The following is a 26861-nucleotide window of genomic DNA, read 5'->3' as shown; positions in this document are numbered from 1 at the left end:
CCCGGCGGCCTGCCTCCCGGGCGTGCGGCGGTCGGCACGGGCGGTCACCCGGGCCGGGCCCACCCACCCCGGGGCCCGCCCGCCCCGACCGGCAACCTCTCCGGCCCGTCCGGCGTTTGAGGACAGGAAACGGTGAAAGGGCGGGTCAGGGGCACACTTCCGTCAGCCGGAGCCGCACCGGGTCCGTCCCCTCCACGGCGTCGACCTCGACGGCACCGTCACCGCCCCCGTCCCCGCCCGCCAGGACCGCGAACAGCACCGACGCCGCCACCTCCACCGACAGCCCGGCGTCCTCCCATCGGGCCGTCACCCGCCACCCGTCGCGCACGTACGCCACGCACCCCGCCTCCCCGTCCGGCGCGGCGACCACCCAGCAGCCCGGGTACGCCCGGAAGAGCCGTTCGGGCGGGCCCGGCCGGCGGGCCACGACCACGTCCGCCGCGTGGCACCAGCGTGGGTCGGGCTCGCCCTCCGACACCACGAGGTGCGGGTCCGGCAGGTGACCCGTCACCGAGCCCTGGAGAGCCGCCGGGTAGCGGCGCACCGAGACACGCCGGCTGTGCCCGGCACCGGCCACGGCGGCCGTGACGAACATGGCCGGCGCCGCCGGTTCGTACCGCTCCACGGGCAGGGGCAGCGGCAGTGCCACCGGGCGGGCCACGGCCGGTTCCTCCGGTTCGTCCAGCTCCATGCGCGCGTAGTAGAGGCGGCGCAGCAGCGCGGCCGCCCGCATCGGCCGCGACGTGACGAGCCGGCCGATCTCCGCCAGGCGGGCGTCGCCGGGCTGGGCCGCCGTCGCCCGCAGCACCTGCTCCTCCAGCGGCTCGTGCGCACGCACGCGGGGCAGCGCCGAGCCCAGCCGTTCCATCGGCGAGCCGGCGGCCACCGCCTCCTCGCCGAACGCCCCGAGCAGCCCGGGCACGCCGAGCGCCGCCCCGTACAGCGTCAGCGAGCCGTGGTCGCCGACGAAGGCGTCGGCCGCCACCAGCGCCGCCTGCCAGGCGTCCGTCTCCGGCGCCGGTACGACGAGGCCCGCCCGGATGTGCGGGGCGAGCCAGGACCGGAGCTGCCAACCGCCGTGGCCGAACCAGACGTTGGGGTGCACGGCGGCGACCACGCGGTAGCCGTCGGCGGGCAGCTCGGCGAGGGCGCGGCGCACGACGTCCATGTTCGCGCCGAGGAGGGAGTGCCGACCCCAGGTGGAGGTGATCACGACGAGCCGTCCGCCGGGGCGCACGCCGAAGGCGGCGCGGTACTCCTCGCGGAAGGGCAGGCTGGCGCGGAGCCGGTCCATGCAGGGGTCTCCGGCGACGACGGAGACCGGTACGGCCTCGGGGCAGCCGCGGCGGAGGCGTTCGCGCTGCTCGTCGTGGGAGAGGACGACGGCGGAGGGGATCAGCCGGCCGTCGTGGGTGAGCCACTCGGCATCAAGGCCGAAGGCTTCCGGCTTCCGGCTTCCGGCTTCCGGCTCCCGGCTCCCGGCTCCCGGCTCCCGGCGCAAGTATTTATTGTATCCAGCCCCGTGCGGCGCCCCGACGAGCGGAGCGTTGATCTCCTGCAGTTCGCCGCCCCGGCTGCTGCTCACCGCCAGGTCGAACTTGTGCCGCTTGGCCTCTTCCCAGGATATGCAGGGCAGTTGACGTGCCGCGGCGAACTCCCGTATGCCGCCCTCGAAGGCCGACGACCCGGTGCAGGCGAAGACGACCTGGACGCGGCTGTCGCCCTCCAAGGGGGCGAGCAGGTCCAGCAGCCGGGTCGCGGACGTGACGTTGTGGACGACGCCCAGGACGGTGTGCGTCGGCGCCGCCGTCGTCCAGCGTGCGGCGTCGTCCCTCAGCAGGAGGTGTGACGGGCGGGGCGTTCCTGCGTCCGGCACCGGCACCGCGTCCTCGCTCTCTCCGTCCCCGCCCGGTGGGCGAGTGGGGTGTTCCACCGTCCGGCCGACGATACCGGCCCCCGGATCGGCCCCGAGGCGGCGACTCCGCTGCGCAGCGCGATCATCACTTTGTGTATATATGCAGGTTCGGGGGAATACGGGTATCGGGGGTATGGGGCAGGGGGGCGACAATGCTGGCTGGGGTTTCGGCATCGGCGAGGGCGCAAGAGGCGCGGCGGCACGAGCGGGAGCTGCGCGAGCAGTTGAGGGCCGCACAGCGCGAGGCCCGGCGGTGGGAGGCGGCGAGCGAGGGCGAGCGGCAGGTCGCCGCGCAGCTGCTGATGCTCACCCGCAGGGGCTGGCGCCTGCTGGTCGACCGGCGCTGGCCGGGGACGCGGGCCGCCAACGTCGACATGCTGCTCGTGGGTCCGGGCGGCGTGTTCGTCATCGACGTCAAGAACTGGCAGGCGCCGCCCGGGGCGGGCGACGGCCACCTCACGGCCGGCCGGCAGCGGCGGGACGGCGAGATCGGCAAGCTGCTGGCGGTGACACGGGTGGCGGAGGGCGCGCTGGCCTCGCTCGGTCTGTCGCCCGTGGCCGTCCAGCCGCTGATGGTCTTCGCCGGACGCTCCTTCAGCGGCACGCTCGGCCGGGTGCGCCTGCTGGGCGAACGGGAGGTGGGCCCCGCGCTGCTCGCCGAGCGCTGCCGGCTCGGCCCGGCCCTGGTGCGGGCGATCGCCGACCACCTGGAGCAGGCGTTCCCCGCCTACGAGTCCTCGGCGGTGCCCGCCGTGCCGGCCGGGCGCACCGGCCGCCGGCGGGCGGCCCCGGCGGAGGCGCTGTTCGACGTCGCCGGGCTGTGCGAGGCGGCCATGGACGCCGCCCGCCGCGGCCCGGTCGAGCAGTGGATGACGTTCCTGCACCCCGACCAGGTCGCCCTGGTGCGGCGCAACTGGTCGGGCCCGGCGCGCGTCAGCGGCCCGGCGGGCACCGGCAAGACGGTGGTGGCCCTGCACCGGGCCGCGCACCTCGCGCAGCGGACGACGGGCCGGATCCTGTACGTCACGTTCGCCAGCAACCTGCCGCGCGTCCAGGGCACGTTCCTGCGCACAATGGCGCCGGCCGTCGCCGAGCGGGTGGAGTTCCGCAGCCTCCACTCGTGGTCCCTGACGTTCCTCGAAGAGCGCGGCATCCCGCACCGGCTGAACGGCAAGGGCGCCAGGACGGCCTTCAACCGGGCCTGGCTGCACCGGGGCCGCGACAGCATCCTGTCCAGGATCGACCCCTCGTCGTACTACTGGCACGAGGAGATCGACTGCGTCATAAAGGGCCGGGGCATCACCCGCTTCGAGGAGTACGCCACGCTGCGCCGCCACCGCCGGCGCGCCAACCTCCGCCGCCCGCACCGCGAGGCGGTGTGGGCGCTGTACGAGGAGTACGAGCGGGTCCGGTCCGAGCGCGGGGTGCACGACTTCAACGACGTCCTGGCCCTGGCCCTGGCCGAGGCCCGCGCCCGGCCGGGCCGCTCGCCCTACTCGGCGGTCATCGCCGACGAGGTGCAGGACCTCACCCTGGTCGGCGTGTGCCTGCTGCACGCCCTGGTGGGGGACGCCCCCAACGGCCTGCTGCTGGTCGGCGACGGCCAACAGGCCGTCTACCCCGGCGGCTTCCGCCTCTCGGACGCGGGCATCGACGTCCGCGGCGACCGCGGGCAGGTCCTGCGCACCAACTACCGCAACGCCCGGCAGGTGCTCGACGCGGCCCTGGCCGTCGTCGCCGACGACGCCTTCGACGACATCGACGGCACCCGGCTGGCGGGCCTGCGCGACATCGACCTCACCTACCACGACGGCCAGGTCGTGCGGAGCGTCTCGCACACGCCCGCCGAGCAGGACGCGGCCCTCCTCGCCGCCCTGCGCGCACGCGGCGAGGCCAGCTGGCCCGACTCCGCCCTGCTGTGCCGGTCCCCGCGGGAGACCGACCGCTACCAGCGGCTGCTCGACCGGGCGGGCATCGCCCACTGCTCCCTGGAACGCTACGACGGCCACCCGGTGCCCGGCGTCAAGCTGGGCAGCTACCGGCGCGCCAAGGGCCTGGAGTTCAAGCACGTCTACCTCCCCGACCACGACCCCGTCCGGCCGCGCGGCACCGTCGACGAGGACATCGCCCAGGAGCGCGAGGAGCTCTCGCGCACCCGGCTGTTCGTCGCCATGACCCGGGCCCGGGACACGCTCTGGCTGGGCTCGGTGCACCGGCCGGCGGGGGGCTGAGCGGGGATACGGGCACGGGTGGGTGACCGGACCGGCGGCGCATAGGCGGTTTCAAGCCATTGCTGGACGCATGCACATATCCTCGGCGACCGCAAAGCGGCGCGCCAAGTGGTGCGTCTGGTAAGCCTGTTGCGAAATTGAACGGATGTCCGTGTTTGGTGCTGGCAGCTGGCTGTCATGCCACAGGTGCGGCAGGCGATGCGGCGTCCGAGTTGGCCGTCATGTCGCAGCAGGAGGCTGCAGCTTCCTGACATGCGGAGGTGGACGGTCAATGCGCCGCGGGCGGCGGCACTCGTTCCACCAGCAAAGACTTGGCTCTTAGTTGATCCTTTGCGATTTGACCCACGTTGACGATCATGTGGCGCACATCTAACCTCAGTCGAGCGGTTGTTCGTCGGCTTGTTTGGGGCCTAGCCGACTTTAGGGGTGCCGGGGTGGCAGGGGGGTTGATGAGGGCATGGTGAATTCCGCATAGCGCACCCCTTTCATCCGAATCAGGTTCACCAATCAATCATCTTGTGGTAGCTGCGGGGCTGAACGGGCCTGTTGCGCCACATCGGGGGAGTGAGTGGTTGAGATGCCCAGGATGTCCAGTTATTCGCAGCATCGTGTTGAGGAACGCCCTCATGTTCCGGGTTCCCTTACGGGTCGCCTCGATGACGGTGCGGAAGAAGACCTCGAAAGCGTTCTCCTGCGTGCACGGGAGTTGATCGAGTCGACGGTGTCGCTGCACCGCCGCACCTCGGGCCGTGACTCGCTGGTCATGATGGCCGAGGACGAGGAGGCCATCGGCAACGCCGTCGGCATGCTCCTCGACCGGGCCCGTCACAGCGTCAGCCTTGCCCTTCCGGGCCGCATCGAGGACGCGAAGGCCGGCGCGCTCGCTCTGGACCGGCTCGGGTCGACTGCCGAAGGGCGGCTCACCGTCCGTCTGTTGTCCACCGTCCAGGCCCTCACCGCCTCGGCGGTGCGCGAGGCGGTGGAGCGCATTCCATGCCTGGAGGTGCGCCTCACCGAGGGTGAACTACAGGAAGTGCTGATCGCGGACGGCCGGCTCGTTCTCGTCCGCTCGAACCACGGGCCGGCCGACGACTGCGTAATGATCATTGAGGACCCGGCCGCCGCCCGCGCCCTGGACCTGCTGTTCGCAGGAGTCTGGAGCGGTGCGGTCCCCCCGGCGGAACGCATGCGGCTGCACGGGCGGCTGCGCTCCGACCTCGCTCGAAGCATTCTCGAGTGCCTGCGCGACGGTTGCACGGATGACGTGGCTGCGCGTGAGGTCCGGGTCTCCCTGCGGACCTATCGACGCCATGTGGCGGAAATAATGCGCGAATTGGGTGCGAAGTCCCGGTTTCAGGCCGGAGTGCGAGCCGTGGAGCTCGGTCTGCTCTCGGCCGGCGACTGACCGGCGGGTCCGATTCGCCGAGAGCACGCGCGGTTCCTTACTGTTCCTGCTAAGAATCAACGGGGTGAGTTTTGTGCTGCAGTCGGCATATATCGGTGCCGGTTCCGATGGTATCGATGCTGATGGCAGAAGCCATGGGCCGCTCGGCTACCCGGGCGACGAATTCGAGCAGGAACTCCTTGAGGTCAGCGCCCTCATCGAGTCCACGGTCGTCAAGCACCGTGGCCGTTTGCACGGCAGCTCGCTCGTCTCCCTGGTGAAGGCGGGCGGCGAGGCGACCGACCTCTCCTGCCGCCTGATCGCCAAGGCCACCGACCGCGTCGACGTCGTCCTGGCATCGGAGGCCGCCTACGCCCGCCCCGTGATCGCCGCGACGGCGCGACTGCTGGACGCCCGCCAGGGCGACCTCAGCGTGCGCTTCCTGTGCACCGCACCCATGGTCGACTGGCAGTTCGTGCGGAGGTACGCGAGGGAGCGCCAGTGGATCGACGTGCGCATCGCCAGGATTCCGCTGCTGGCGGGGGTCATCGTCGACGGTCGTGAGGCGTTGGTCTGCGCCGACTCGGCGGTCGGCCGACGGGCCTCGGCCATCCGGACGGCCGGGGTCGTCAAGCCCCTCCTCACACTCTTCGACGGCGTGTGGCGGAACTCCGTGGCGGTGACGGACCGCATCGACTTCGGCGACCACGCCCGCACGGAGACCGCCCGGCGCATTCTCGAGCAGCTCCGGGCCGGCGCCACCGACGAGGTGTCCGCCCGCGAGCTCGCCATGTCGGTGCGGACCTACCGTCGCTACGTTGCGGAGATCATGTCCCTCGTGGGGGCCACCTCGCGTTTCCAGGCGGGAGTGCGAGCAGCCGAACTGGGACTCTTCCCGGCCGCCACCCAGCAGGGCAGGAGCTAGCGGCCTGTCTGCGGGACAACAGCGAAAACGATATGGAGTTCCGGATTCTGGGACCGATGGAGGCTCTGGTCTCCGGGGTCCCGGTACCGCTCACCGGCGCCAAGACGAGGACGGTGCTCGCGGCGTTCCTGCTGTCCCGCGGTCGCGTGCTCTCCGATGAACGGCTCAGTGAATTCCTCTGGGGCTGGCAGCCGCCCGCGACCATGGCGGCACAGCTCTACACGCACATCTCGCGGCTGCGCAAGAGCCTGGGGCCGGGCCTGTGCATCACCCGCCGGAGCCGCGGCTACCACATGGACCTGCGTTCCGTCGTCCTCGACGTGGACACGTTCCGGAGGCTTGCGGACGAAGGACGTCAGCAGCTTCTCGGTGATCGCTACCGTGCGGCCGCCGAGACCCTGAACACGGCCCTCACGCTGTGGCGCGGCAACCCTCTGTCCGAAGTGACCACCTTCCTGGCCGACGCGGAGCTGCCGCATCTTGAGGAGTGCCGTCTGGCCGCCCTGGAGGACCGCACAGCCGCCGAACTCGCCCTCGGCCGCCACGCCCAGGTGGTCCCCGAACTCACCCGGCTCGTCGCCGAGCACCCGGGACGCGAGGCGCTGCGCGGTCAGCTGATGACGGCCCTTTACCGCTGCGACCGGCAGGCCGACGCGCTGCGCGTCTACGAGCAGGGCCGGCACGTGCTGAAACAGGAACTCGGCATCGACCCCGGAGTCTCCCTGCGCCGCATCCACCGGGACGTGCTCACGGGCGGACTGCCCGACCCTCCTGCCACCGAGGCGGTCACGCTGGCCGTCCCCCCGGCCGCCCCGGCACCAGGCCGGATCGGGAGCGTGAAGGAGTCCGGCAGCCCCTGGTCACGGCTTGTGCCGGCGATGCTGCCGCTCGATGCCCCCGACTTCACCGGCCGGGACGGCCAGCTGGCAGAGGTGCTGGAGGAGCTGCGCGGCCTGGGCCCGGCTCGCCGGGGAGTGGTCCTGCTCGGAAGAGCCGGCATGGGCAAGTCGGCCCTCGCCGTGCATGCCTCCTACGCCTGCCGGCAGGACCTTCCGGACGGCCAGTTGTACATCGACCTCGGGAGCGAGGACGGCCGCCCCAAGGACCCGTCCTACGCCTTGGCCTGCTTCCTGCGGGCCCTGCTGCCCGACCGCCACGAGCTGCCCGCCACGCTCGACGAACGGGCCCAGCTCTACCGCAGCCGTCTGGCCGGCAGCCGGATGCTCATCGTCCTCGACAACGCCGTCGACGACCGCCAGGTGCGGCCGCTGCTGCCCGGAGGTCACGGCTGCCGCACGATCGTCACCAGTCGGCGGCCGCTCACCACGCTGGAGGGCATGCGCGTCGTCCGGCTGGGAGCGCTCGACCGTGCCGAATCGCTGCGCCTGTTCAGGGCACTGAGCGGGCGGGCGCAGGTCGAGGCCGAGCCCGTCGCCGCGGCGCGCATCGTGGAACTGTGCGACGGCCTGCCGCTGGCGCTCCGGGTGTGCGCGGCCCGGCTGAAGGCGCAGCCGCAGCGCGGTCTGGGGCAGCTGGCCGACCGGCTCGCGCCGGAGCAGCGGCGGCTGGACGAGCTGCGCCTGGGAAGCCTGGACGCACGAGCGGGAATGAGAGCCACCTGGGACGGGCTCGACCGCGCAGCCGCCGCCGCACTCGGCGTTCTCTCCCGGGGCGGAGCCGCCACCTGGTCCCCGCCGGCAGCAGCCCGGCTGCTGCGGTGTCCGGAGGAGCGGGCCGAGGGCCTGCTGGAGGAGCTGGCCGAGGCCATGCTCGTCGAGGTCGTCCGGGCCGCCTCCGGAAGCGGGGCGGCATACCGGATTCCCTCCCTGGTGCGGCTGTTCGCCCGTGAACAGCCGCACGCGGTTCCCGGCTCAGACTGATCCGTCGAGCCGGTGTGCGCTCGTCGTGCTTCCCGCGTCGCGGGCGTCGAGCGGGAGGCTGTGCACCGCTTCGATGAATGCGGCCAGCAGATTGGCCCAGCGTAGGTCCGAGTCGCTCGTCAGGGTGGCGCCCGGTGGACCCGAGGCGCCCTGCGCCCGTCCCGGTTCCAGAGCGAGCTCACGGACCGTCTCGTCGAGCACCTCCGGGTCGGTGAGGTCGCGCCCGTCCAGCCGGGCCATGCGGCTCAGACCGCCCTGCTCCAGCCACGTGATGTAGTCGTGCTCCATCTCGGCGAGAACGTCGGCCCCGGTGTCATCGTCCATTTCCCCCTCCTTCGGAATAGGAGGACCCTCTGCAGGGTCCGGGGACCCAGGATGACGCAAAGGACTATGCATTCCCTATCTGTTCACTACGAGGACGGATGAATCCGGTCGGTCATTCGCCGGCCTTGTTTATGTCCCCGCGCACAGAAATCGGCCTTCACGATCCCGCGGGTCGCGAAGGCCGATCGTCGGTCAGGGGTGGGGCTATCGGGAGGCGGACCCTGCGGTCACCTCGGACTCGTGCGCCGGGCCCGGGGCGCCTGTGTCTCAGCACGGGTGCCGGGGGTGCACGGCCGGTCGACGGTGACCCGCCCGGTTGTCCATCTTTGCACTGCCGGCCCATGGAGACCGGTCCGGACAGGGGAAGCTGGCAGCTTCCTGACATACGACGGCACACCGGACGGGAACTCCCCATGAGTCGCGGGGGTCCGGTGGCCTCTTGTGGACAGGCGGAGGCACCTCGATCCCTCCCGGATCTCGGCGCGGATAACGTCGCCGACATGTGTTAGACGGCCGGGATTGCGGCCCTCGGCAACCTCAGGAGGGACGTATGCCGGTCATTGCCGCGGAGGTGCGCGGGCACTCCATGGTTTCCCGGCTCGCCATTGACGAGGCGGAATTGGCGGAAGTGCTGAGCCGCCGGCTGGACGCGGTGGAGGATCGGCTGCGTGAGTGCATCGGTGAAGCGCAGGACGCCTTCGTCTCGGAGGCGGTGGGGCACCTCATCGCCGCCGGTGGCAAACGCATGCGCCCGCTGCTCGCACTGGTCGCGGCCGAATTCGGCGACGGATCGGGCCGGGACGGAGTCGAAGCCGCGGCCGTCAGTGAACTCATCCATGTGGCGTCCCTGTACCACGACGACGTGATGGACAACGCCCGGGTACGGCACGGTGTGCCCAGTGCCAATGCCAAGTGGGGCAACGCAGTTGCCGTGCGGTGCGGTAACTGGCTGCTGAGCAAGGCGGCGCGCCTCGTGGCGGACATGGGCCCGGAGGCCGTCCGGCTGCAGGCGCACGCCTCGGACCGGCTCGTCGAGGGCCAGATGCTCGAACTGCTGGGTCCTGCCCCCGGGGAGGACCGGCTGGCCCATTACTTCAAGGTGATATCCGACAAGTCGGCCTCCCTGCTCTCGCTCGCCCTGCGGATCGGAGCGATGGAAGGCGGTGCGAGTGCCGAAACGATGGAGATCCTTGCGGCGTACGGAGAGCACCTGGGTGTTGCCTTCCAGATATCCGACGACATTCTGGACATCACGTCGTCGTCGGAAACCCTGGGAAAAGAGCAGGGCAAGGACCTCGCAGAGGGGGTGGCCAGCCTTCCCGTTCTCATGGCCCTGGCCGACGAGCGACCCCACGGGCGCGAGCTGCGCGAGCTATTGGAATCAGGACCGCTTTCCGATGCCATGGCACGTCGTCGGGCCCTGGAGCTCATCAGGCGTTCCACTGCAATGGACGATGCCCGGTCGATGATGCAGGGACGGCTCACGCAGGCGTTGTCCCTCGTCGGCGACCTGCCGGACCGCCCGGCCATCCAAGTTCTTGAGGGGTTCTGCAGCTTCGTGGCCTCACGTACCGAATAGCCGGCATGGCAGCTTCCTGAAAGATCGATTGCCGCCGTTGCTGAGAGGCAGTTGTATGAGTGCCACTCGGAGAATTACCGTCCGGGTAATTCATCCGCCCGGCGGCCGACCGCGCGCCGTCCGGTGGACGCTGTGCGGAAGGTTGGGCAATGGATTCACGGCCGATCGGCCTGGTGTTTCCCGGACAGGGAACCCAGCGTCAGGGAATGGGCGAACCCTGGCGGGACACCCATTCCTGGGACATCACGGGGGAGGTCTCCCGCGCGACCGGCGAGGATCTCGTCGAACTGCTGCTCAGGACGTCCACCGAGGCGCTGCGTCGCACGGATCTGGCCCAGCTCGCCGTCTTCACGGTCGCGGTCATGGCGCACGCAGAGGCGGTGCGACGCAACGTCCTGAGTGGTCCGGTGGTGGCGTGTGCCGGCCACAGTCTGGGCGAGTACGCCGCGCTCACTGCGGCCGGGGCCCTCTCCCTGCCGGACGCCGCCGCGCTGGTCGCCGCGCGCGGCCGGGCCATGCGGGAGGCGGCGCAGCAGCGGGAAGGCACCATGGGGGTTCTCGTCGCGGCCCCGCTCCCCGAGGTCGAGAGCCTGGTCCGCGCGGTACGGGAGGCCGGTCACCCGGTGTGGGTCGCCAACATCAACGGGCCCGGTCAGACCGTGGTCTCCGGTTCCCCCGAAGGCATCGAGCAGATTGCCGGCCAGGCGTCGTCCGTCGGCGCCCGCATGATCCGCCTGCAGGTCGGTGGAGCGTTCCACAGTCCTTATATGGAGCCCGCGGCCGAGGCGCTGCGCATCACGCTCAAGAACACCGCCTTCGCCCCGGTCCACCTTCCGGTGGTGTCCAACGTGGACGCCGAGCCCTACTCCGGTGACGGCGACTGGGTCGAGCTCGGCATCCGTCAGCTGACCTCTCCCGTGTTGTGGGAGCAGAGCGTGCACACCCTCACCGGCCGGCTCGGCTGCCACCGTCTCGTCGAGCTCGGCCACGGCCGCACCATGGCCGGTCTGATCCGCCGGATCGTCCCGGACACGGAAGTGCTGTCGATGGACCGACCCGACGCCCTGGACCGAGCCCCCACCGAGTGAGGAGACCGACGCACGATGGCAGTGGACATGGAAAGCACCTGGCTGCGCCGCTACGTTACGCAGGCCCCGCCCCGGCTGCGACTGCTCTGCCTTCCGCACGCCGGAGGTTCCGCAGCCTTCTTCCACCCCTGGGGACATGCCTTCGGCGACGACGTGGAGGTGCTGGCCGCCCGCTATCCAGGCCGGCAGGAGCGGATCGCGGATCCCTTCGTCACCGCGATGGAACCGCTCGCGGACGTCATCACCGATGAGCTGCGGCCGTTCCTGGACGCCCCGCTGGCGATCTTCGGCCACAGCATGGGCGCCTCGCTCGCCTACGAGATCACCCTGCGCCTGCAGGCCCGGTACGGAGTCGAACCGGTCGCCCTCCTGGTGTCGGGGCGCAGACCGCCGCACCTGCTCTCACCCCGCCCGGAGCTCACGACCGACGACGAGGTCGTGGCGGAGGTCCGTCGGCTCGGGGGGACTGACAGCGCCGTTCTCGACCACCCGGATCTGCGGGAACTGGTCCTGCCCGCGATCCGGGCCGACTTCGGGATCGTCGCGGGCTACCCGGCCCGTCCCGGCCTGCCCATGCCCTGTCCCGTGACCGCCTACGTCGGTGACCGCGACGTGGACGCTGATGTGGAGGCTGTGCGGGGCTGGGAGGAGCTGGCGCCCAACGGCTTCGATCTGTGTGTGCTGCCCGGTGACCACTTCTACCTCATCGAGCAGCGGGCGCCCCTGATCGCCGACATCCGCACACGGCTGGCCCCGGGACGGTGAACGTGATCAGTGCTGCGCCACCGTCCAGCGGGGTCCGTGTGCTCGACAAGGCATCCATGCTGCTGAGCGTCGTGGGGGACGGGCCCGCCTCCGCGGCGGGCCTGGCGGCCCGCACGGGGATCAGCCGGCCCACCGTGTACCGCCTCGTCGGGGCCATGGAGCGACTCGGATTGCTGAGCCGGGACGTCGAGGGACGCTTCGTCCTCGGCCCCCGACTGGGCACCCTGGTGGTCGAGGCACACCGCGACCGGCTGGAAGCAGTCGCGGGGCCTCCGCTTGCGGAACTCGCTGCGCTCACCGGACTGGACGTCCGGCTGTTCCGGCGGCAGGGGCCGGTGCAGATCTGTGTGGCCGTGGCGGACGGATCCACGGTGGGCGCCACCGGGGCGGCCCTCGGATCCGCCCAGCCGGCCAACACCGGGCCCGTGGCCCAGGTGCTGCTCGCCTGGGAGACACCTGAGGAGATCTACCGGGGTCTGCGCCACGCACGCTTCAATGCCGGTCAGCTCGTGGAGGTGCGTCGCCGCGGCTGGGCCTACGGGCCGGACGACATGTCGCCCGGTACCCGCACGGTGGCGGCGCCGGTGCGGGTGCGGGAGGGCCGGGTCGTGGCCGCTCTCGCGGTGTCGGGGGCGCACGCGCGGATGTCCGACAGCGTCGGACGGATGCTGAGCGAGGCGGTCATCGACTCGGCCGTGCGGATCGGGGACGCGGTGCTGCATTCCTGCACGAAGGAATCCGCCTACTGACCTGGATATTCAGAACGGGTGGCAGCTTGTTGTAAGGGCCCTTGCCGCTGTGTCTTCCGGTGCCGTACAAAGTCTTCGGTGACATTTCGGCCCAAGGCCCCGGGCCGGCGTGGTCCGCCCGACTGCGGGGCCTGGCGTCTTACCCCCGAGACACAGGCCCCGCTTCTGTTTTGTGCGGCGATCTCCGTGGTCGCCATGCGCCGTCAGTGGTGGCAGCTTTATGCAGTCGCCATTGCGCACCACCTCTGGGTGTCGTAGAAAGATTCGCGATCAGGATTCGAAACAAGTGGCCCGAAAGTGCCGTTTCCGGAAGTGGGTGTATTCGTAATGAGCGCGGTTTACGAGGAGCGGGTTCAGAAGATCAAGGAGATTGTCTGCGACATCCTTGAGATCGAGGAGGACGAGGTCACCGAGACCAGCCTCTTCAAGGAGGACCACGCGGCTGACTCCCTCCGCTCCATCGAGATCCTCGCCGGTCTGGAGAAGGAATTCAGCATCACCATCGACCAGTCGGAGCTCGCCCGGATGGTTCACCTCAAGGGCGTCTACGAGGTCGTTGCGGAGTCCGCCGGCTGGTAGAGCGGCGCCTTTGTACGAGCGTGGCACGGCCGAAACAGCGGACGGAGAGATCGGGATGGCAGAGTCGGGGCACGCGAGCCCGCGCAGAGTGGTGATCACCGGACTCGGAGTGGTCTCCAGCATCGGTATGGGAGCCACCGAGTTCCTGCAGGGACTCCGCAGCGGAAGCAGCGGAGCCAAGCCGATCACGGTGTTCGACGTCGAAGGTTTCGACCATGCGAACGGCTGCGAGGTCGCCGAGTTCGAGCCCGGGCAATGGATCCGGCACCTGCCCGTCGAGCAACTCGGCCGGGCGACGCAGTACTCGGTTGCCGCGGCCCGGATGGCGATCGACGACGCGGAACTGGACCTCCAGAAGTGGCGGTCGCTTCCCGGAGTCGTCTCCATCGGCACCACCGACGGCGAATCGCGGGACCTCGACCACCTGGTCGAGACCGAGATCCTGCACGGTCCCGAACACATGGCGCCCGAACTCGCCCGCCGCGTTCCGGCCGGCCGCCTGTCGGCCGCCATCGCCCAGGAGCTGGAACTGTCGGACGTGGAGGCGGTGACGATCCCCACCGCCTGCGCGGCCGGCAACTACGCCATCGGCTACGGCTACGACGCGGTCCGCTCCGGCGAGGCGGAGTACGCCCTGTGCGGCGGCGCCGACGCCATGTGCCGCAAGACCTTCTCCGGGTTCTACCGGCTCGGCACGATAGCCCCCGACCGCTGCATGCCCTTCGACGTGGACCGCAAGGGCATCCTCACGGGCGAGGGCGCCGGGGTGCTGGTCCTGGAGAGCCTGGACTCAGCGCTCGCCCGCGGCGCCCGCATCTACGCCGAGGTGCTCGGCTACGGCCTCAACTGTGATGCCTACCATCAGGTCGCGCCGAACCAGGAGAGCGTGGGCCGGTGCATGGAACTGGCCCTCGAGAACGCCGGCATCAAGCCCGACGAGGTGGACCTCATCTCCGCGCACGGCACCGGCACCAAGGCCAACGACGTCACCGAGGCGCGTGCCATCCGCGAGGTCTTCGGAGCCCGGCCGCCGAAGACGATCTCCATGAAGTCGATGATCGGCCACACCATGGGTGCCGCCAGCGCGCTGTCGGCCATCGGCTGCGCGCTGGCCATCACCAACCGGTTCATCCCGCCGACCATCAACCACACCACCACCGACCCGGAGTGCGACGTCGACTGCGTGCCCAACGTCGCCATCGAGGCCGACCTGAAGGTCGTCCAGAACAACGGCCTGGCCTTCGGCGGCAACAATGCCGTGGTGCTGCTCGGCCGGTACGACGGGGGACCGTCATGAGCTGGGACGTGACCGGCATGGGCGCCGTGGCCAGCGTGGGCCGCGACACTGACGAACTGTTCGCCGCACTCTGCGCGGGCCGCTCCGGCGTGAACGAGCTGCGCGGCTTCGACCACAGCCGCTACAGCGCCCGCCACGCCTACGAGGTCGACGACCGCCCCGGGACCGGCACGGACGTCCCCCGGCGGGCGACCGCGCTGCTCATCGACGCGATCGGCCAGGCGGCCCGCGACGCGGGCCTCGACGAGAAGGACCTGGGCGGCATCCCGGTCCTGATCGGCACCGGGCTGCGGGAACTGCGCTCGGTGGAGCTGTGGCAGCGCGACGGCGTCGCGTTCGGGGCCGGTGAGCTGCACTTCGGCACCGCGCTGCGCGCGGCCTTCGGTGCGGACGACACCCACACCTTCTCCAATGCCTGCTCGGCCGGGCTGTACGCTCTCGCCCTCGGCACCGACCTGCTGACCCGGGGGGCCGCGGACACCGTGATCGTCGCCGGTGTCGACGTACTCACCGAGACCATGTACGGGCTTCTGGAGCGCGTACAGCCGGTGCCGCCGGAGAGGGTGCGGCCGTTCGACCGCAACCGTGCGGGCGTACTGATGGGGGAGGGGGCCGCCGCCGTTGTGCTCAAGCGCGTCGCGGACGCGGGCACCCCGGTCCACGGGCGGGTACGGAGTGTGGCGATCAATTGCGACGCCTTCCACGTCACCGCGCCGGATCCCGTCGGAATCGCCACGGCCATCCGGGAGGCACACACCCGGGCGGGCGTGAAGCCCAAGGACATCGACCTGGTCATGGTGCACGGCACCGGGACCCTGCTCAACGACGAGACCGAGGCCATTGCGCTCGCCGACGTCTTCGGCCCGGACGCGGACAAGCCGCTGATGACGGCCACCAAGTCCATGACCGGTCACACCTCGGGCGCCTCCGGTCTGCTCAATCTCGTCGTGGCCCTGCGGGCGCTCGCCGAGGGCCGGATACCGCCCACCGTGGGCCTGGACGATCCCGTCGACGAGGCGGCCGGCTTCCGGTTCGTCACCGGCGAGGCCGTCCACGCTTCCATGACGGCCGCCCAGTTGAACGCATTCGGCTTCGGCGGCGTCAACGCCGTGGCGATCGTGGAGGCGGTCCGATGACCACAGTGGTGAGCGGAGTCGGCGTGGTACTGCCCCGTGCCGGGTCGGCGCTCGGGCTGATCGAGCCGGGGCCCGCGGACGCCCCCGCCGTCGAGCCGAAGGATCTCCTCGGCAAGAAGGGACTGCGGTACAAGGACCGTGCGACCCAGCTGGCCTACTGCGCCGCGGGCGCGGCACTGCGGGACGCCGGGCTGCTGGACGACGACGGACTGCGGGTACCCGCAGCGGGCGTCGCGGTGGTCGTCAGCTCCAACTACGGCAATCTCGACACCATCTGCCGGGCGATGGACACCATCACGCGGGAGACCGCGGCGTCCGGCAGCCCGATGGACCTGCCGAACGCCTCCAGCAACGTCGTCGCCTCGTCCGTCGCCATCCGCTACGGACTGCGCGGCCCCAACCTGATGCTGTGCAACGGCGCGACGTCCGGCCTCGACGCCGTCCACTGGGCGCAGACCCTGATCGAGGCCGGCCGCGCCTCCCACGCACTGGTCCTGGGCGTCGAACCCGACAACGAGGCGGTGCGAGACTTCCTCGGTGGTGCCCGCACCATCGACGGTGCGGTGGCACTGGTCCTGGAGAGCGGGCCGACGGCCGCCGGCCGCGGCGCGACCGCGTCGGCGGTGCTGGGCGGCTACGTCCGCGGCGGCGGCCTGAGCACCTGTCTGGAGCGGCTGGAGACCGCGGCCGGTGACCGGCCCGCCCTGTGGCAGGTGCCCGAGCCCGCGTCGGCGACACTCCCGGACACCCTGCTGAAGGGCGTGCCCCGGCACGATCTCGGCCGCCTCTTCGGGGTCGCCTCCGGGGCTTTGGGCATCCTCCAGTGCGCCGCGGCCTCCGGCTGGTTCACACGTGGTGGTAACGGCCCGGTGCTCGCCACGGCGGGCACCGACGCCGACGACGCCAGCGCGGGGCTGACCCTGTACCCGCCGGTGGCCGCCTGATGCCCGTCACCAGCATCGTGCTCGTCCCGGAGGAGGAGCCCGTCACCGCCGCGGTGACGGCCGGCGCCCCCGCTCCGGTGATCGTGCAGCGGCGTACCGCCGGCGAGGCGTGCGAGGGCAGGATGCTGCTGCTGCACGGCCTGGCCAACAGCGGCAGCGTGTGGGACGCGTACATCGAGCACGGTCGGCGGGCCGGCGGTCCCGAGGTGTGGACCGCCGACCTGCCCTGGCGCGGTGACGGGGTGGCCACCTGGAGCCGGCGGGGCGATGTCGTGCCCCACATGGCCGACGCCCTGGGTGCGGTGCCCGGCGGAGCCGGGGTGGTCGTCGCCCACTCCATGGGCGCCAATGTGCTGCTGGAGTTCCTTGACCGGCGGCTCCGTCAGGGTGTCGACCCGTTCGCCGAGTTCGGCATTCGCGCCCTGGTGCTGGTGTCCCCCTTCTACCGGCGCACGCCCGAGGAGTTCGACTGGGAGACCCTGACCTCGTCCATCGGCGGGTTCGACAGTCTCATGGCCGAGGGCATCCGGGTGCACTCCGGGGAACGCCTCCCGGAGGAGGACCGGCATGCCCTGGGCGAGCGGGTCCGGGACCGGGTCGGCCCGTACGGGTGGCTGAGGTTCTTCGAGACGTACCTGGCCACGCCCCGGCTGGCCACCGGACTGTTCACCGTGCCCTGCCTGGTGGTAGCGGGCGAGCACGACTTCGCAGCACCGCCGGAGGAGGGCCGACGCCTTGCGGCCGACCTGCCGGACGCCGAGTTCCGCCTCCTGCCGGACTGCGGTCACTTTCTGATGATCGAACAGGCGCAGCGTTTCGCTGCGGTCGTCGGTCAGTTCGTCAGCACGTCGTCGGCCGCGTGCCCGCCCAGCGGCACCGGCCTCAGAGCATCAGGGGAGCACGATCGATGACCACCGTGACCGAAAGCGCCGTCAAGACGCTCCTGACCAGTGAGACGACCGCGTCGCTGCGTACCCGCTACGAGGGTTCCAACATCTGCACCTGGATCGGCTTCAAGCACATCAACTACCTGGTCGAGGAAGCCATCCTGTACCACTTCGCCGCCGCGGGCCTGCCGGCCCGTGCGCTCTACGCGGAGCACGGCCTCGGCGTTGACCTCGTCGACCTCGACACCCGCATCCTGACCGCGCTGTACATGGACGAGACCGTCGTCGCCAAGGTCGTTCCGTCGGCCGGGGACGACGACTTCATCTCCTTCACGGTGGCGCTGCACGCCGAACGGGACGGCGACCCGGACACCAAGGCGATCACCGCCAAGGCGAAGGTCGTCCTGCGCTCCGACAGCTACGTCGAGGAGGCCGGCGAGCCGCCGGCCGCGCTCGCCCGGTTCGTCAGCCACCGCCTGAGCACCCCCGTCACCCACCTGCCCGAGCTCCCCGACCTGTCCGGTGTCGACCTGTCGGCGGACAACACCGCGCTGTCGTCCGGTCGTGGGACCACCGGGCCCGACCCGGTCCTCGACCTGCTGACGGCCGGCACCAACTCCTTCGGCTGGAAGTGGCGGATCCCCTACCCCTACTGCCACTTCTCCGAGCGCCTGCAGATGTCCAGCTACCTGCGGCAGATGGAGGAGGTCGTCGACCTCTTCCTCGCCGACCGCGGCATCTCCGTGAAGTCCCTGCTGGACGAGCGCCGGTGGATCCCCGCCTGCCCCCACTCACGGATCCAGATCATCGACGAGGCGCTGATGGAGGAGGAGCTCTACACCATCTACACCGTCGAGAACATCTTCAAGGACTTCACCTACACCTCCCGCATGGACTGCTACGTGGTGCGCGACGGCAAGCTCGTCCAGACTGCTACCGGAAAGGTCACCCACGGCTACGCCAAGATCGACAACCGGCGCGACTGGAACCTGGTCACCTTCGACGAGCGGGTCTCGAAGGCGCTCCGCGGCGAAGCCTGAACGACGTGATGAACGCACCTGAGAAGAACGCCGGCCCCGTGGCGTACTTGCTGATCGAGAGCCAGGCCGCCGCCCCGCCGGACGGTACCGGGTTCCGGCGCGACGCGGTGACCCAGGCACGCCTGGGCCACTCCGTGGTGCTGTTCCTCATCCAGGACGCCGTGGCCCTGGCCCTCCCGGGCCGCTCGGAGGAGCTCGAAGCCCTGCTGGAGGCCGGTGGCCGCGTGTGGGCGGACGATTTCTCGCTCGCCCAGCGGGGGCTCGACGGCGGCACCCTGATGCCCTCGGTGCGCCGTACGGACATGGACGCGGTGGCCGAAGCGGTCCTCGACCCCGCCGTGAAGGTCGTGTGGCACTGATGGCCCGCCGGATTCCGAGGACCGACGTGCTGCTCATCCTCATGGGCGCACCGCACGAGTCGGACCAGGTGACGAGCGTGCTGCGGCTGGTCCAGGCGATGCTGGAGCGCGGCGGACGGGTACAGGTGTGGGCATGCGGCCACGCCACCCTGCTCACGCAGCAGGCACTGGGCGAGAACAAGCCGCGCAACTTCGCGGACTGGACCGCCTCCTACCCGACCACGGCCACGCTGGTGCGGGAGATGCTGGCGGCCTTCCCCGACCAGCTCTACTGGTACGGCTGCCGGTTCTGCAGCGACGACCGGGGAGCCCACGCCCATCTCCCGGAGGTCGTCATGCGCGGGCCCTCCGCCTTCGCCGCCAACAGTGCCGCAGCCGACAAGACGCTGATGGTCGGAGTGATCTGAGATGCCGGACCAGGAGAACCAGGCACCCGAACGGGCCCGCGTACTGGCCATCGTGGAGCGCGCCTACCGGGGTTCCGTGGAGAAGCAGTTCGTGGACGCCCTGTACCTGGCGTCCGAGCTGCATCGCCAGCTGGGCGGGATGGACATCCTGCTCCGCGGTCAGGCCGTGACCTACGCGGCCCGCGATGCCCGGGTGCCGGCGCTGCGGCTCGGCGCCCGGGTGGTCGACACGCTCACGGATCCGCGCGCTGACGTGCGGACACTGCTCGATGCCGGGCTGCGTGTGTACGCCGAGGAACCCGGTCTGGCCGCGTACGGCCTTGAGGACCAAGACCGTCTCCTGGACGGCGTGCAGAGGATTTCCGCGGACGAGGCAGCCGCCCGGTGGGCCGCCTACCGGATGGTGTGTTTCTTGTGAAAGGTGACGGAGCAGACATGAGTGGGGCTACAGCTCTCAGGAATCGACCGGTCATCACCGCCTGGTCGGCGGTGTCGCCCTTCGGCATCGGCCGCGCCGCCTTTGCCGATGGTCTCAAGGAGCGCCGCCGGGCGGCCGCGCCGCTGGACCGGGAGCAGTGGCAGGCGGCGGGCGACACCGCCTGCCTGGTACCCGGCTTCGACATCCGTGCAGTGCTCGGCAAGAAGGGCACTCGGTCCATGGACCGGGTCACCGGTCTCGCGGTCACCGCGGTGAGCCGGCTGCTCGACGACGCGCCGCGCAACCGGGAGGTGGCCACCGGTAAGGACGCGGCGCTGGTCCTGGGCACCACCACCGGCAGTGTGCAGAGCCAGATGGACTTCACCCGGGACTCGTTCACCGGGGAGAAGCCGTACTTCGTCGACCCGGCGCGCTTCCCGAACGCCGTCATGAACTGCGCGGCCGGACAGAGCGCGATCTGGCATCAGCTCAAGGGTCCCAACACCACCATCGCCGGCGGTCACGCGGCCGGCCTGTACGCCCTCAACTACGCCCGCCGACTCCTGCACTTCGGCCGTGCCCGGACCGTGCTGTGCGGCGCGGTGGAGGAGTTCTCCCATGCCCGGTCGTGGCTGGACGAGCACACCCGCGACCCACTGGGTGACGGCCCCGCGACGCCGGCGGGGGAGGGCTGCGGCCTGCTGCTGATCGAGCAGGGCGGCACCGGCGACCCGGACCAGCCGGTGCTCGCCGAGGTCCTGGCCGTGAGCATGGGGACCGCTCTGGGCGGTGGAATCCACACCGCGCTGGCCGCCGGCCTCACCCGGGCACTGCACCGCGCCCAGGTGCGTCCCGAGGAGATCTGGGCGGTCTCGACCAGTGAGGCACCGGGCCGGGCCGGCGAGCAGGAACGCGCGGCGGTCGAGGAGGCCACCGTCGGGGCGACGCCCCTGCACCTGACGCAGACGTCGCTGATCGGCGACACCGGGGCCGCTGCGGCCGCCTTCCAGGTGGCCGGTGTGCTGGCGCACGCCGAGGGGAACCCCGAGGCGGCCGGCAAGGTCGCCCTGGTCACCTCCGTCGACCGGGACGGAGCCGTCGGCTGCGCCCTCCTCCGCCTCGGCTGACCACTGACCCACCATCGCTACGGACGGACATAGCCATGACCATCACGCAGACGGATTCCGCCGGCCCCCTCGCGTCGCTGGACAAGGAGGACCTGCGCGCCACCGTCGCGCACGTCCTCGACATCGACACCGAAGAGCTGGCGGACGACGCCGGGTTCATCGAGGATCTCGGGGTCGACTCGCTCGTCGCCCTGGAGGTGGTGGTCGTGCTGGAGAAGAAGTACGCCGTGCGCCTCGGCGAGGACGAGCTGCGCCGGATCACCACGCTGGACAACGCCCACCAGGTGCTGCTCGGAAAGCTCTCCCCCGCATGAGCGGGGTACGGCAGGCGAGCCCCGTCGTCGCGGAGGTGGAGGTCGTCCGACCCCCGTCGTCCGACGACCGGGGTCGGGTGAGCGCGGCAACGACGGTCACCGTCGGCGAGGACGAGACGGTTCTGCCCGGTCACTACCCGGGCTTCCCCATCTTCCCCGGAGTCTGCGTGATCGAGTGCGTGCATCTGAGCGGGTTGCGGACCCCGCCGCCGGGCGCCGGCCGCCTGGAGCTGTCCGGGGTGGACTCCGCCCGGTTCCTCAGCCCGGTCTTCCCCGGCGACCGGGTGGAGGTGGACCTGACGTGGACCGGTGGGTCCGGCACGTGGAAGTGCGCCGCCAGGGTCACCACCGTCCGCGGTGCCGCGGCCCAGGTGCGGCTGTTCTTCACCGACCGAGGAGGCAGGGCGGCATGACCGGACAGCTGGAGATCCGCAAGGTGCTGCCGCACCGGTTCCCGATGCTGCTGGTGGACCGGGTGACGGACATCGTGCCGGGCGAACGGATCACTGCCGTGAAGGCGGTCACCTGCAACGAGCCCTGGTACCAGCGGCTCGGCCCGGAGGCGGCCGCGGAGGACTACGCGTACCCGTCGGTGCTGCTCATGGAGTCCTGGTGCCAGTCGGCCGGCCTGCTGGCCACCTGGGAGTCGCCGAACCCCGATGTGCTCGACGGGAACGTCATGCTCTTCGGGAGCGTATCCGGACTGCGATACCACCGCCCGGTACTGCCGGGCGAGGTCCTGGAGCACCGGGCGGCCATCTCCCGTGTGCTCGGCGACAACGTGATCATCGAAGGGGAGAGCCGGGTCGGCGGTGAGCCCGTGATGACGGTGGCGAGCGCGGTGATGGCCTTCCGCCCGGCCGACGAGCTGCGTCCCCCCGGCCCCGCACCCGCCTGACGACTGCACCGCCTGCCGGCCGGTGCGGTCGGCCGAAACGTTTTTGGAGAGCCCATGGCACAGAACGAATCCCGGGTCGCGCTGGTCACCGGCGGTTCGCGGGGAATCGGCCGCGCGAGCGTGCTGCGACTGGCGCGGGACGGATACGACGTCGCCTTCTGCTACCAGTCGAACGAGGCTGCCGCCCGTGAACTGGAGAAGGAGGTGCAGGAGACCGGCGTGCGGGTCCTGAGCCGCCGGGTGGACGTCCGCGACATCGCGCTGGTCCGCGAGCTGGTCGCGGAGACGGAGGACGCGCTCGGCTCCATCGACGTGGCCGTCACCGCTGCCGGTATCACGCGGGACAACCCCCTGCTGCTGATGAAGGACGAGGAGTGGCACGACGTCCTGGACGTCAATCTGGACGGCGTCTACAACGTCTGCCGGTCCGTCGTCTTCGGCATGATGAAGCGCAAGAGCGGCGCCATCGTCAACATCTCGTCGGTGGCGGGCGTCTACGGAAACGCCACGCAGAGCAACTACTCGGCCTCCAAGGCGGGGATCATCGGCTTCTCCCGCGCCCTGGCCAAGGAGGTCGGCCGCTACGGCATCCGTGCCAACGTGGTCGCACCCGGCTTCATCGACACGGACATGACGTCCGTGCTCACCGGCCAGGTGAAGGACAAGGCGCTCGAGTCGGTACCACTGGGCCGGCTGGGCCGGGCCGACGAGGTCGCCGACCTCGTGTCCTACCTCGTCTCGGACCGTGCCGGCTACGTCACGGGCGCCGTCTTCCAGATCGACGGCGGCATCACCATCTAGCACCGGATCCGACCGAGGAGGTCGTGTTGGCCGTCAAACCACCCCGCTGGTACTTCTCCCTGCGCAGCCCCTATTCCTGGCTCGCCTACCGGGAGCTGACCGAGAACGCCCCGGACGTGGCGGACGCGGTCGAGTGGCGCCCGTACTGGGAGCCGGACGAGGAGAGCGCCCGGCTCCTGGCCCAGGAAGGCATCCGGCTGCCCTACGTGCCCATGTCCAAGGAGAAGCACCTCTACATCCTGCAGGACGCCAAGCGGCTGGCCACGGAGCGGGGCCTGTCCATCGCCTGGCCGCTCGACACCGCGGCGACCAACTGGGACGTCTCCCACCTGGCCTACCTGGTCGCCGAGGACGCCGGCCGCGGGCGCGACTTCATCGCCGCCGTGTACCGGGCCCGTTGGGAGCGAGGCATGGACGTCTCCGACCGGGCGACCATCGCCGCGATCGGGGAGGAGCTGGGACTGGATTCCCAGGTCCTGGCGAACGCGGCCGACGACCCGGGCGTCCGGCGGCGGGGCCTGGAGGCCCTGCGGCTGGTCGCTCGCGACGGCGTGTTCGGCGTGCCGTTCTTCATCCACCGGCACGACAAGTTCTGGGGCTCGGACCGGCTGTCCGGCTTCATCGCGAGCGTCCGGGCGCAGGCCGAGCCGGCCGGGACCCGTCCGGTGCCCGACCCCGAGGTGCAGCCGGACCTGCTGGTGCCCGCCGGTGACGCCGGTCACGCCGGCGGTTGCGGCTAGGACCTTCAGCCCCCCAACAGTCAGTTCTTCCACGAAAGGAATCACGACGTGAGCAACCCCTTTGAGGACGAGACCGCCAGCTACTACGTGCTCGTCAACGACGAGCTGCAGCACTCGCTGTGGCCCGCGTTCGCAGAGATCCCCGCCGGCTGGACCGTCGTCCACGGTCAGGACAAGCGCCAGGCGTGCCTCGACTACATCAACGAGAACTGGACCGACATGCGGCCCAAGAGTCTCGTCGAGGCGATGGGCTGACGCCCCGGGTTCACCGGCATCAAGGGGCTCGACGCCACTGCGTCGGGCCCCTTGACCGCAACCGGACGACTTGTACGAGAAGTGTTGCGGGCGCTCGCCGGACGGGATAAAAGGCTGCGGCAGATGCGCGCGCCGCACGAACTTCTCCGGCCCTCCAGCTTGCATGAAGCTGACAGTCCGGGTCCACCCCGGAGGGTTCGGTCTACTGTTGTGGCTTTCGGCTACGCATCTCCTTTTGCACACCGAGGGAACGCCTCCATGTCCGCGTTGGCAGTCATGAGTATCGACGACATATCCCTCGGGCTGATCGTCGTGCTGATAGCCGTGGCTTCGTTCGTCGTTGTCGTCCTTGGCTTCTCGGCAGTCTCCCGGCGGTTGCTCGGCGTCCGGGTCGGCCCGTTGCGCGCGCTTGGCGCCGGCCTGGTGGGCCTGGGTGCCATGGTCGCCTCCAAGCCGATGATGCGGAGCGGCCAGGGCATGGGCGCGCTCTTCAGCCTCCAGTTCGCGCTTGCCGTGCTCGCTGCGATGGGCACCCTCGTACTGGTCGAGGTGTTTCTCCCCTACGGCAGCTGGGCCTGGCCCGTCCAGGCATGGCGCGCCATGAGCGGCCGGATCGACCGTACGCGCCGCTACGCACAGATCAGCCGCATCTTCATGCGGCACGGCCTCAGCCGTCTGCTGCGTGGCCGCACGGGTCTGGAGCGGGCCCTGCAGCCCGGTGAGTTCGGCGAGAGGACCGCCAGGTCCCTGCGGCTCGCCCTGGAGGAGTGCGGCGGAGCACTCATCAAGCTGGGCCAGGTCCTGTCCACCCGGCGCGACCTGCTGCCCCCGCACTTCATCGAAGAGCTCAGCCGCCTCCAGAGCGCCGTGCCCGCGGCGCCCTGGCCGGAGGTGGAGGCGGTCCTCCGTGAGGAGCTGGGCAGGCCGGTCGAGGACGTCTTCGAGTGGATCGAGCACGTGCCGCTCGCGGCCGCGTCCATCGCTCAGGTGCACCGCGCCAAACTGCGCGACGGCTCCACCGTCGCCGTCAAGGTTCAGCGCCCCGGCATCCGTGACGCGGTCAGGCGCGACCTCGATGTCGTCATCGCGGTCACCCGCAGCCTCCAGAGCCGCGTCCGGTCCGCGCCTGCCCTGGGACTCAAGGAGTTGGGCGACGGCTTCTCCCGATCGGTGGAGGAGGAGCTGGACTTCCGCATCGAGGCCCGCAACTCCGTTGCGGTCGCGAGCTCCTGCGGAGGGCTCGAACCTGAGGCACCGGTACGGATCCCGCGGGTGTACGCCGAGTTCAGTTCGGCCAGAGTCCTGGTGCAGGAGTGGCTCAAGGGCGTCACCCTCGACCGCGCGGGAGCCTCCGCCGACACCAAGGGACTGGACCGCCGGGAGCTCGCCCGCACCGCCTTCGCCGCGGTGCTGCGTCAGATCCTCAGCGCCGGCGTCTTCCACGCCGATCCTCACCCGGGCAACATGCTGCTGCTCGACGACGGGCGGATCGGGCTGCTCGACTTCGGCTCGGTGGGTCGTATCGACCCTTCGGTCCGGCTGGCCATTCAGGAGATGCTGGTGGCCGTGGACCGTGGCGACCCGGCCGGCCTGCACGATGCGCTGATCGCTCTGCTGGGCACCCGGGCGACGAGCAACGAAGAACTGATGCCCGACACGCGCCTGCTGGAGCGCGAGCTGGGCCAGTTCATGGCCCAGCACCTGGGGTTCGGAGCCCGTCCCGACACCGAGATGTTCACCGCGCTGTTCCAGATCTTCGCCCGCTTCGCGCTCGCGGTGCCACCGGAGGTCGCCGCGGTGTTCCGGGCGCTGGCCACCATCGAAGGCACGCTGAGTCAGCTCGCCCCCGACTTCAACATGCTCGACGAGGCGCGGGCAGTGGCCGCCGGCCTGCTCACCGACCAGCTGAAGTTCAGGACCAGGGGTTCATGGGGGCAGGAGGAAGGGGGGCTCGCGTCCGACGTCTCCTCCTTGGCGCGGGGGGCGGTCCAGGAGATCCTCTCCGTCGTGCCGATGCTGCGCCGGTTGCCGCGCAGGGTGGACCGCGTCAGCGCCTCGCTGGAAGAGGGACGACTCGCGGTCCGTGTGCGGGTGCTCGCCGACGAGCGGGAGCGGCGCTTCGTCTCCGGACTCATCCACCAGATCACCGTCACGTTGCTGGCCGCCTGCACCGGGCTGATGGGGGTGCTGCTGGTGGTGTTCGGCACCGGACGCGGCCCCCATGTCAACAAGGACATGGAGCTGTTCCCACTGCTCGGCTACCAGGTGCTCGTGGTGAGCGCGATTCTCATGCTCCGGGCGTTGTACACGGCAATGCGGCGGCCGACCTCCTAGGCCACATGCCCCCATTCGCCCCTCCCGGGACGCGGGAACGACGAGGGAGCCGAGCTGCAGCTTCCTGCAAAGGCCATTGCCTCTGTACTTCGAATGAGCTGTTATGGAGTGGACATTACCGAGGCTCGGTGCTGCGGTGCGGGACTTCGGTGAGGCGGGGTTTGTGGCACGCTGGAAAGACAGGGGGAGCTATGCACGAGCGTGAGTTCCGCGCTTTCGTGTCCGTGGCAGAGATCGGGCGCATGGACCAGGCAGCGAAAGAGCTGGGGTATTCGCAGCCTGCTATTAGCTATCAGATCAAATGCCTGGAGCAGATGCTAGGCGCCAAACTCTTCATCCGTAATTCGACGGGAGCCAGCCTCACGCGGGAAGGCCGGATGATACTGCCGTCCGCCAGGGCTGTTCTTACTCTCATCGACAGCATGAAGGGCGTCTGCGTGGTGTGAGTAAGAGGGGCTTCGGAGAGCGGGGCCGAAGCCCCTTCA

General features: G+C 70.5%; 28 protein-coding genes. 26 read left to right on the top strand and 2 right to left on the bottom strand.

The window, feature by feature from the left end; translation table 11 throughout:
* Positions 1 to 145: 145 nt before the first annotated feature.
* The gene (locus LE181_RS21290) at positions 146 to 1933 is read right to left on the bottom strand and encodes a hypothetical protein (RefSeq protein ID WP_225662920.1); all 1788 of its coding nucleotides are present in this window, start codon (positions 1931 to 1933) and stop codon (positions 146 to 148) included.
* 134 nt (positions 1934 to 2067) lie between these two features.
* Here LE181_RS21290 and LE181_RS21285 point away from each other — a divergent pair, with 134 nt between their 5' ends.
* From LE181_RS21285 to LE181_RS21270, 4 genes are all read left to right on the top strand, one after another.
* On the top strand, positions 2068 to 4146 hold the full coding sequence (locus tag LE181_RS21285; RefSeq protein ID WP_225662919.1) for a nuclease-related domain-containing DEAD/DEAH box helicase: 2079 nt from the start codon (positions 2068 to 2070) through the stop codon (positions 4144 to 4146).
* 586 nt (positions 4147 to 4732) lie between these two features.
* Entirely contained in the window at positions 4733 to 5551 is an 819-nt protein-coding gene (locus LE181_RS21280) for a helix-turn-helix domain-containing protein (protein WP_225662918.1), read from the top strand.
* A 64-nt stretch (positions 5552 to 5615) separates the two neighbouring features.
* On the top strand, positions 5616 to 6455 hold the full coding sequence (locus tag LE181_RS21275; RefSeq protein WP_225662917.1) for a helix-turn-helix domain-containing protein: 840 nt from the start codon (positions 5616 to 5618) through the stop codon (positions 6453 to 6455).
* Between the two features lie 56 nt (positions 6456 to 6511).
* Positions 6512 to 8335: an AfsR/SARP family transcriptional regulator gene (locus tag LE181_RS21270; RefSeq protein ID WP_225662916.1), complete on the top strand. Its 1824-nt coding sequence runs from the start codon at positions 6512 to 6514 to the stop codon at positions 8333 to 8335.
* On the opposite strand, the gene LE181_RS21265 is transcribed toward LE181_RS21270, so the two are convergent.
* Complete coding sequence (locus tag LE181_RS21265) at positions 8327 to 8659, bottom strand: hypothetical protein (RefSeq protein ID WP_225662915.1); 333 nt, start codon at positions 8657 to 8659, stop codon at positions 8327 to 8329. The two genes, LE181_RS21270 and LE181_RS21265, sit on opposite strands and share 9 nt — an antisense overlap.
* A 550-nt stretch (positions 8660 to 9209) precedes the next feature.
* On the opposite strand from LE181_RS21265, the gene LE181_RS21260 reads away from it, so the two are divergent.
* The 22 genes from LE181_RS21260 (at position 9210) to LE181_RS21155 (ending at position 26822) form a co-directional block, all read left to right on the top strand.
* The gene (locus tag LE181_RS21260; RefSeq protein ID WP_225662914.1) at positions 9210 to 10238 is read left to right on the top strand and encodes a polyprenyl synthetase family protein; all 1029 of its coding nucleotides are present in this window, start codon (positions 9210 to 9212) and stop codon (positions 10236 to 10238) included.
* A 149-nt stretch (positions 10239 to 10387) separates the two neighbouring features.
* Positions 10388 to 11326, top strand: a complete 939-nt coding sequence (locus LE181_RS21255) for an ACP S-malonyltransferase (RefSeq protein WP_225662913.1) — start codon at positions 10388 to 10390, stop codon at positions 11324 to 11326.
* A 15-nt stretch (positions 11327 to 11341) separates the two neighbouring features.
* The gene (locus LE181_RS21250; RefSeq protein WP_225662912.1) at positions 11342 to 12091 is read left to right on the top strand and encodes a thioesterase II family protein; all 750 of its coding nucleotides are present in this window, start codon (positions 11342 to 11344) and stop codon (positions 12089 to 12091) included.
* Positions 12092 to 12129: 38 nt separating this feature from the next.
* Complete coding sequence (locus LE181_RS21245) at positions 12130 to 12840, top strand: IclR family transcriptional regulator (RefSeq protein WP_225662911.1); 711 nt, start codon at positions 12130 to 12132, stop codon at positions 12838 to 12840.
* A 327-nt stretch (positions 12841 to 13167) separates the two neighbouring features.
* A complete protein-coding gene (locus LE181_RS21240) occupies positions 13168 to 13419 on the top strand; it encodes an acyl carrier protein (RefSeq protein ID WP_225662910.1) in 252 nt (83 codons plus the stop codon).
* A gap of 55 nt (positions 13420 to 13474) precedes the next feature.
* Entirely contained in the window at positions 13475 to 14716 is a 1242-nt protein-coding gene (locus LE181_RS21235; RefSeq protein ID WP_225662909.1) for a beta-ketoacyl-[acyl-carrier-protein] synthase family protein, read from the top strand.
* On the top strand, positions 14713 to 15852 hold the full coding sequence (locus LE181_RS21230; protein WP_225662908.1) for a beta-ketoacyl-[acyl-carrier-protein] synthase family protein: 1140 nt from the start codon (positions 14713 to 14715) through the stop codon (positions 15850 to 15852). The genes LE181_RS21235 and LE181_RS21230 overlap by 4 nt, the downstream gene beginning before the upstream one ends.
* The gene (locus LE181_RS21225; protein ID WP_225662907.1) at positions 15849 to 16796 is read left to right on the top strand and encodes a beta-ketoacyl synthase N-terminal-like domain-containing protein; all 948 of its coding nucleotides are present in this window, start codon (positions 15849 to 15851) and stop codon (positions 16794 to 16796) included. Before LE181_RS21230 ends, LE181_RS21225 begins: the two co-directional genes overlap by 4 nt.
* Positions 16796 to 17707 carry an alpha/beta fold hydrolase gene (locus tag LE181_RS21220; protein WP_225662906.1) on the top strand — a complete coding sequence of 304 codons (912 nt, stop codon included), beginning with the start codon at positions 16796 to 16798 and terminating at the stop codon, positions 17705 to 17707. The genes LE181_RS21225 and LE181_RS21220 overlap by 1 nt, the downstream gene beginning before the upstream one ends.
* Positions 17704 to 18723 carry a hotdog family protein gene (locus LE181_RS21215; protein ID WP_225662905.1) on the top strand — a complete coding sequence of 340 codons (1020 nt, stop codon included), beginning with the start codon at positions 17704 to 17706 and terminating at the stop codon, positions 18721 to 18723. Before LE181_RS21220 ends, LE181_RS21215 begins: the two co-directional genes overlap by 4 nt.
* A 5-nt stretch (positions 18724 to 18728) precedes the next feature.
* Entirely contained in the window at positions 18729 to 19082 is a 354-nt protein-coding gene (locus LE181_RS21210) for a DsrE family protein (RefSeq protein WP_225662904.1), read from the top strand.
* Entirely contained in the window at positions 19082 to 19489 is a 408-nt protein-coding gene (locus tag LE181_RS21205) for a hypothetical protein (RefSeq protein ID WP_225662903.1), read from the top strand. Before LE181_RS21210 ends, LE181_RS21205 begins: the two co-directional genes overlap by 1 nt.
* 1 nt (position 19490) lies before the next feature.
* The gene (locus LE181_RS21200; protein ID WP_225662902.1) at positions 19491 to 19907 is read left to right on the top strand and encodes a hypothetical protein; all 417 of its coding nucleotides are present in this window, start codon (positions 19491 to 19493) and stop codon (positions 19905 to 19907) included.
* A gap of 17 nt (positions 19908 to 19924) precedes the next feature.
* Positions 19925 to 21034: a beta-ketoacyl synthase N-terminal-like domain-containing protein gene (locus LE181_RS21195; protein ID WP_225662901.1), complete on the top strand. Its 1110-nt coding sequence runs from the start codon at positions 19925 to 19927 to the stop codon at positions 21032 to 21034.
* A 35-nt stretch (positions 21035 to 21069) separates the two neighbouring features.
* Positions 21070 to 21348, top strand: coding sequence for an acyl carrier protein (locus tag LE181_RS21190; protein ID WP_225662900.1), 279 nt, complete (start codon positions 21070 to 21072; stop codon positions 21346 to 21348).
* Positions 21345 to 21761 carry a 3-hydroxyacyl-ACP dehydratase FabZ family protein gene (locus tag LE181_RS21185; RefSeq protein WP_225662899.1) on the top strand — a complete coding sequence of 139 codons (417 nt, stop codon included), beginning with the start codon at positions 21345 to 21347 and terminating at the stop codon, positions 21759 to 21761. Before LE181_RS21190 ends, LE181_RS21185 begins: the two co-directional genes overlap by 4 nt.
* The gene (locus LE181_RS21180; protein WP_225662898.1) at positions 21758 to 22246 is read left to right on the top strand and encodes a 3-hydroxyacyl-ACP dehydratase FabZ family protein; all 489 of its coding nucleotides are present in this window, start codon (positions 21758 to 21760) and stop codon (positions 22244 to 22246) included. The genes LE181_RS21185 and LE181_RS21180 overlap by 4 nt, the downstream gene beginning before the upstream one ends.
* 54 nt (positions 22247 to 22300) lie before the next feature.
* Positions 22301 to 23047: a 3-oxoacyl-[acyl-carrier-protein] reductase gene (gene fabG / locus LE181_RS21175; RefSeq protein WP_225662897.1), complete on the top strand. Its 747-nt coding sequence runs from the start codon at positions 22301 to 22303 to the stop codon at positions 23045 to 23047.
* Between the two features lie 26 nt (positions 23048 to 23073).
* Positions 23074 to 23787 (top strand): 2-hydroxychromene-2-carboxylate isomerase, encoded by a 714-nt coding sequence (locus tag LE181_RS21170; RefSeq protein WP_263869244.1) that lies wholly within the window; start codon positions 23074 to 23076, stop codon positions 23785 to 23787.
* A 48-nt stretch (positions 23788 to 23835) separates the two neighbouring features.
* Entirely contained in the window at positions 23836 to 24042 is a 207-nt protein-coding gene (locus LE181_RS21165; RefSeq protein ID WP_225662895.1) for an MbtH family protein, read from the top strand.
* Between the two features lie 276 nt (positions 24043 to 24318).
* Positions 24319 to 26376, top strand: coding sequence for an ABC1 kinase family protein (locus LE181_RS21160; protein WP_225662894.1), 2058 nt, complete (start codon positions 24319 to 24321; stop codon positions 26374 to 26376).
* A gap of 191 nt (positions 26377 to 26567) precedes the next feature.
* Positions 26568 to 26822, top strand: a complete 255-nt coding sequence (locus LE181_RS21155) for a LysR family transcriptional regulator (protein ID WP_225662893.1) — start codon at positions 26568 to 26570, stop codon at positions 26820 to 26822.
* Positions 26823 to 26861: the final 39 nt, after the last annotated feature.

The organism is Streptomyces sichuanensis (assembly GCF_020328095.1).
GTDB classification, from domain to species: Bacteria; Actinomycetota; Actinomycetes; order Streptomycetales; family Streptomycetaceae; genus Streptomyces; species Streptomyces cinnamoneus.
Note: the sequence above shows the minus strand (reverse complement) of the source record. Positions and strands in the feature narration are given on the sequence as shown.

What these genes read in the sequence shown, in the direction of transcription:
- LE181_RS21285 (WP_225662919.1), top strand. Translation starts at nt 2,068, where the DNA reads ATGCTGGCTGGGGTTTCGGCATCGGCGAGGGCGCAAGAGGCGCGGCGG.
- LE181_RS21280 (WP_225662918.1), top strand. Translation starts at nt 4,733, where the DNA reads ATGTCCAGTTATTCGCAGCATCGTGTTGAGGAACGCCCTCATGTTCCG.
- LE181_RS21270 (WP_225662916.1), top strand. Translation starts at nt 6,512, where the DNA reads ATGGAGGCTCTGGTCTCCGGGGTCCCGGTACCGCTCACCGGCGCCAAG.
- LE181_RS21265 (WP_225662915.1), bottom strand. Translation starts at nt 8,659, where the DNA reads ATGGACGATGACACCGGGGCCGACGTTCTCGCCGAGATGGAGCACGAC.
- LE181_RS21260 (WP_225662914.1), top strand. Translation starts at nt 9,210, where the DNA reads ATGCCGGTCATTGCCGCGGAGGTGCGCGGGCACTCCATGGTTTCCCGG.
- LE181_RS21255 (WP_225662913.1), top strand. Translation starts at nt 10,388, where the DNA reads ATGGATTCACGGCCGATCGGCCTGGTGTTTCCCGGACAGGGAACCCAG.
- LE181_RS21250 (WP_225662912.1), top strand. Translation starts at nt 11,342, where the DNA reads ATGGCAGTGGACATGGAAAGCACCTGGCTGCGCCGCTACGTTACGCAG.
- LE181_RS21240 (WP_225662910.1), top strand. Translation starts at nt 13,168, where the DNA reads ATGAGCGCGGTTTACGAGGAGCGGGTTCAGAAGATCAAGGAGATTGTC.
- LE181_RS21235 (WP_225662909.1), top strand. Translation starts at nt 13,475, where the DNA reads ATGGCAGAGTCGGGGCACGCGAGCCCGCGCAGAGTGGTGATCACCGGA.
- LE181_RS21230 (WP_225662908.1), top strand. Translation starts at nt 14,713, where the DNA reads ATGAGCTGGGACGTGACCGGCATGGGCGCCGTGGCCAGCGTGGGCCGC.
- LE181_RS21225 (WP_225662907.1), top strand. Translation starts at nt 15,849, where the DNA reads ATGACCACAGTGGTGAGCGGAGTCGGCGTGGTACTGCCCCGTGCCGGG.
- LE181_RS21220 (WP_225662906.1), top strand. Translation starts at nt 16,796, where the DNA reads ATGCCCGTCACCAGCATCGTGCTCGTCCCGGAGGAGGAGCCCGTCACC.
- LE181_RS21215 (WP_225662905.1), top strand. Translation starts at nt 17,704, where the DNA reads ATGACCACCGTGACCGAAAGCGCCGTCAAGACGCTCCTGACCAGTGAG.
- LE181_RS21205 (WP_225662903.1), top strand. Translation starts at nt 19,082, where the DNA reads ATGGCCCGCCGGATTCCGAGGACCGACGTGCTGCTCATCCTCATGGGC.
- LE181_RS21200 (WP_225662902.1), top strand. Translation starts at nt 19,491, where the DNA reads ATGCCGGACCAGGAGAACCAGGCACCCGAACGGGCCCGCGTACTGGCC.
- LE181_RS21195 (WP_225662901.1), top strand. Translation starts at nt 19,925, where the DNA reads ATGAGTGGGGCTACAGCTCTCAGGAATCGACCGGTCATCACCGCCTGG.
- LE181_RS21190 (WP_225662900.1), top strand. Translation starts at nt 21,070, where the DNA reads ATGACCATCACGCAGACGGATTCCGCCGGCCCCCTCGCGTCGCTGGAC.
- LE181_RS21185 (WP_225662899.1), top strand. Translation starts at nt 21,345, where the DNA reads ATGAGCGGGGTACGGCAGGCGAGCCCCGTCGTCGCGGAGGTGGAGGTC.
- LE181_RS21180 (WP_225662898.1), top strand. Translation starts at nt 21,758, where the DNA reads ATGACCGGACAGCTGGAGATCCGCAAGGTGCTGCCGCACCGGTTCCCG.
- fabG (WP_225662897.1), top strand. Translation starts at nt 22,301, where the DNA reads ATGGCACAGAACGAATCCCGGGTCGCGCTGGTCACCGGCGGTTCGCGG.
- LE181_RS21160 (WP_225662894.1), top strand. Translation starts at nt 24,319, where the DNA reads ATGAGTATCGACGACATATCCCTCGGGCTGATCGTCGTGCTGATAGCC.
- LE181_RS21155 (WP_225662893.1), top strand. Translation starts at nt 26,568, where the DNA reads ATGCACGAGCGTGAGTTCCGCGCTTTCGTGTCCGTGGCAGAGATCGGG.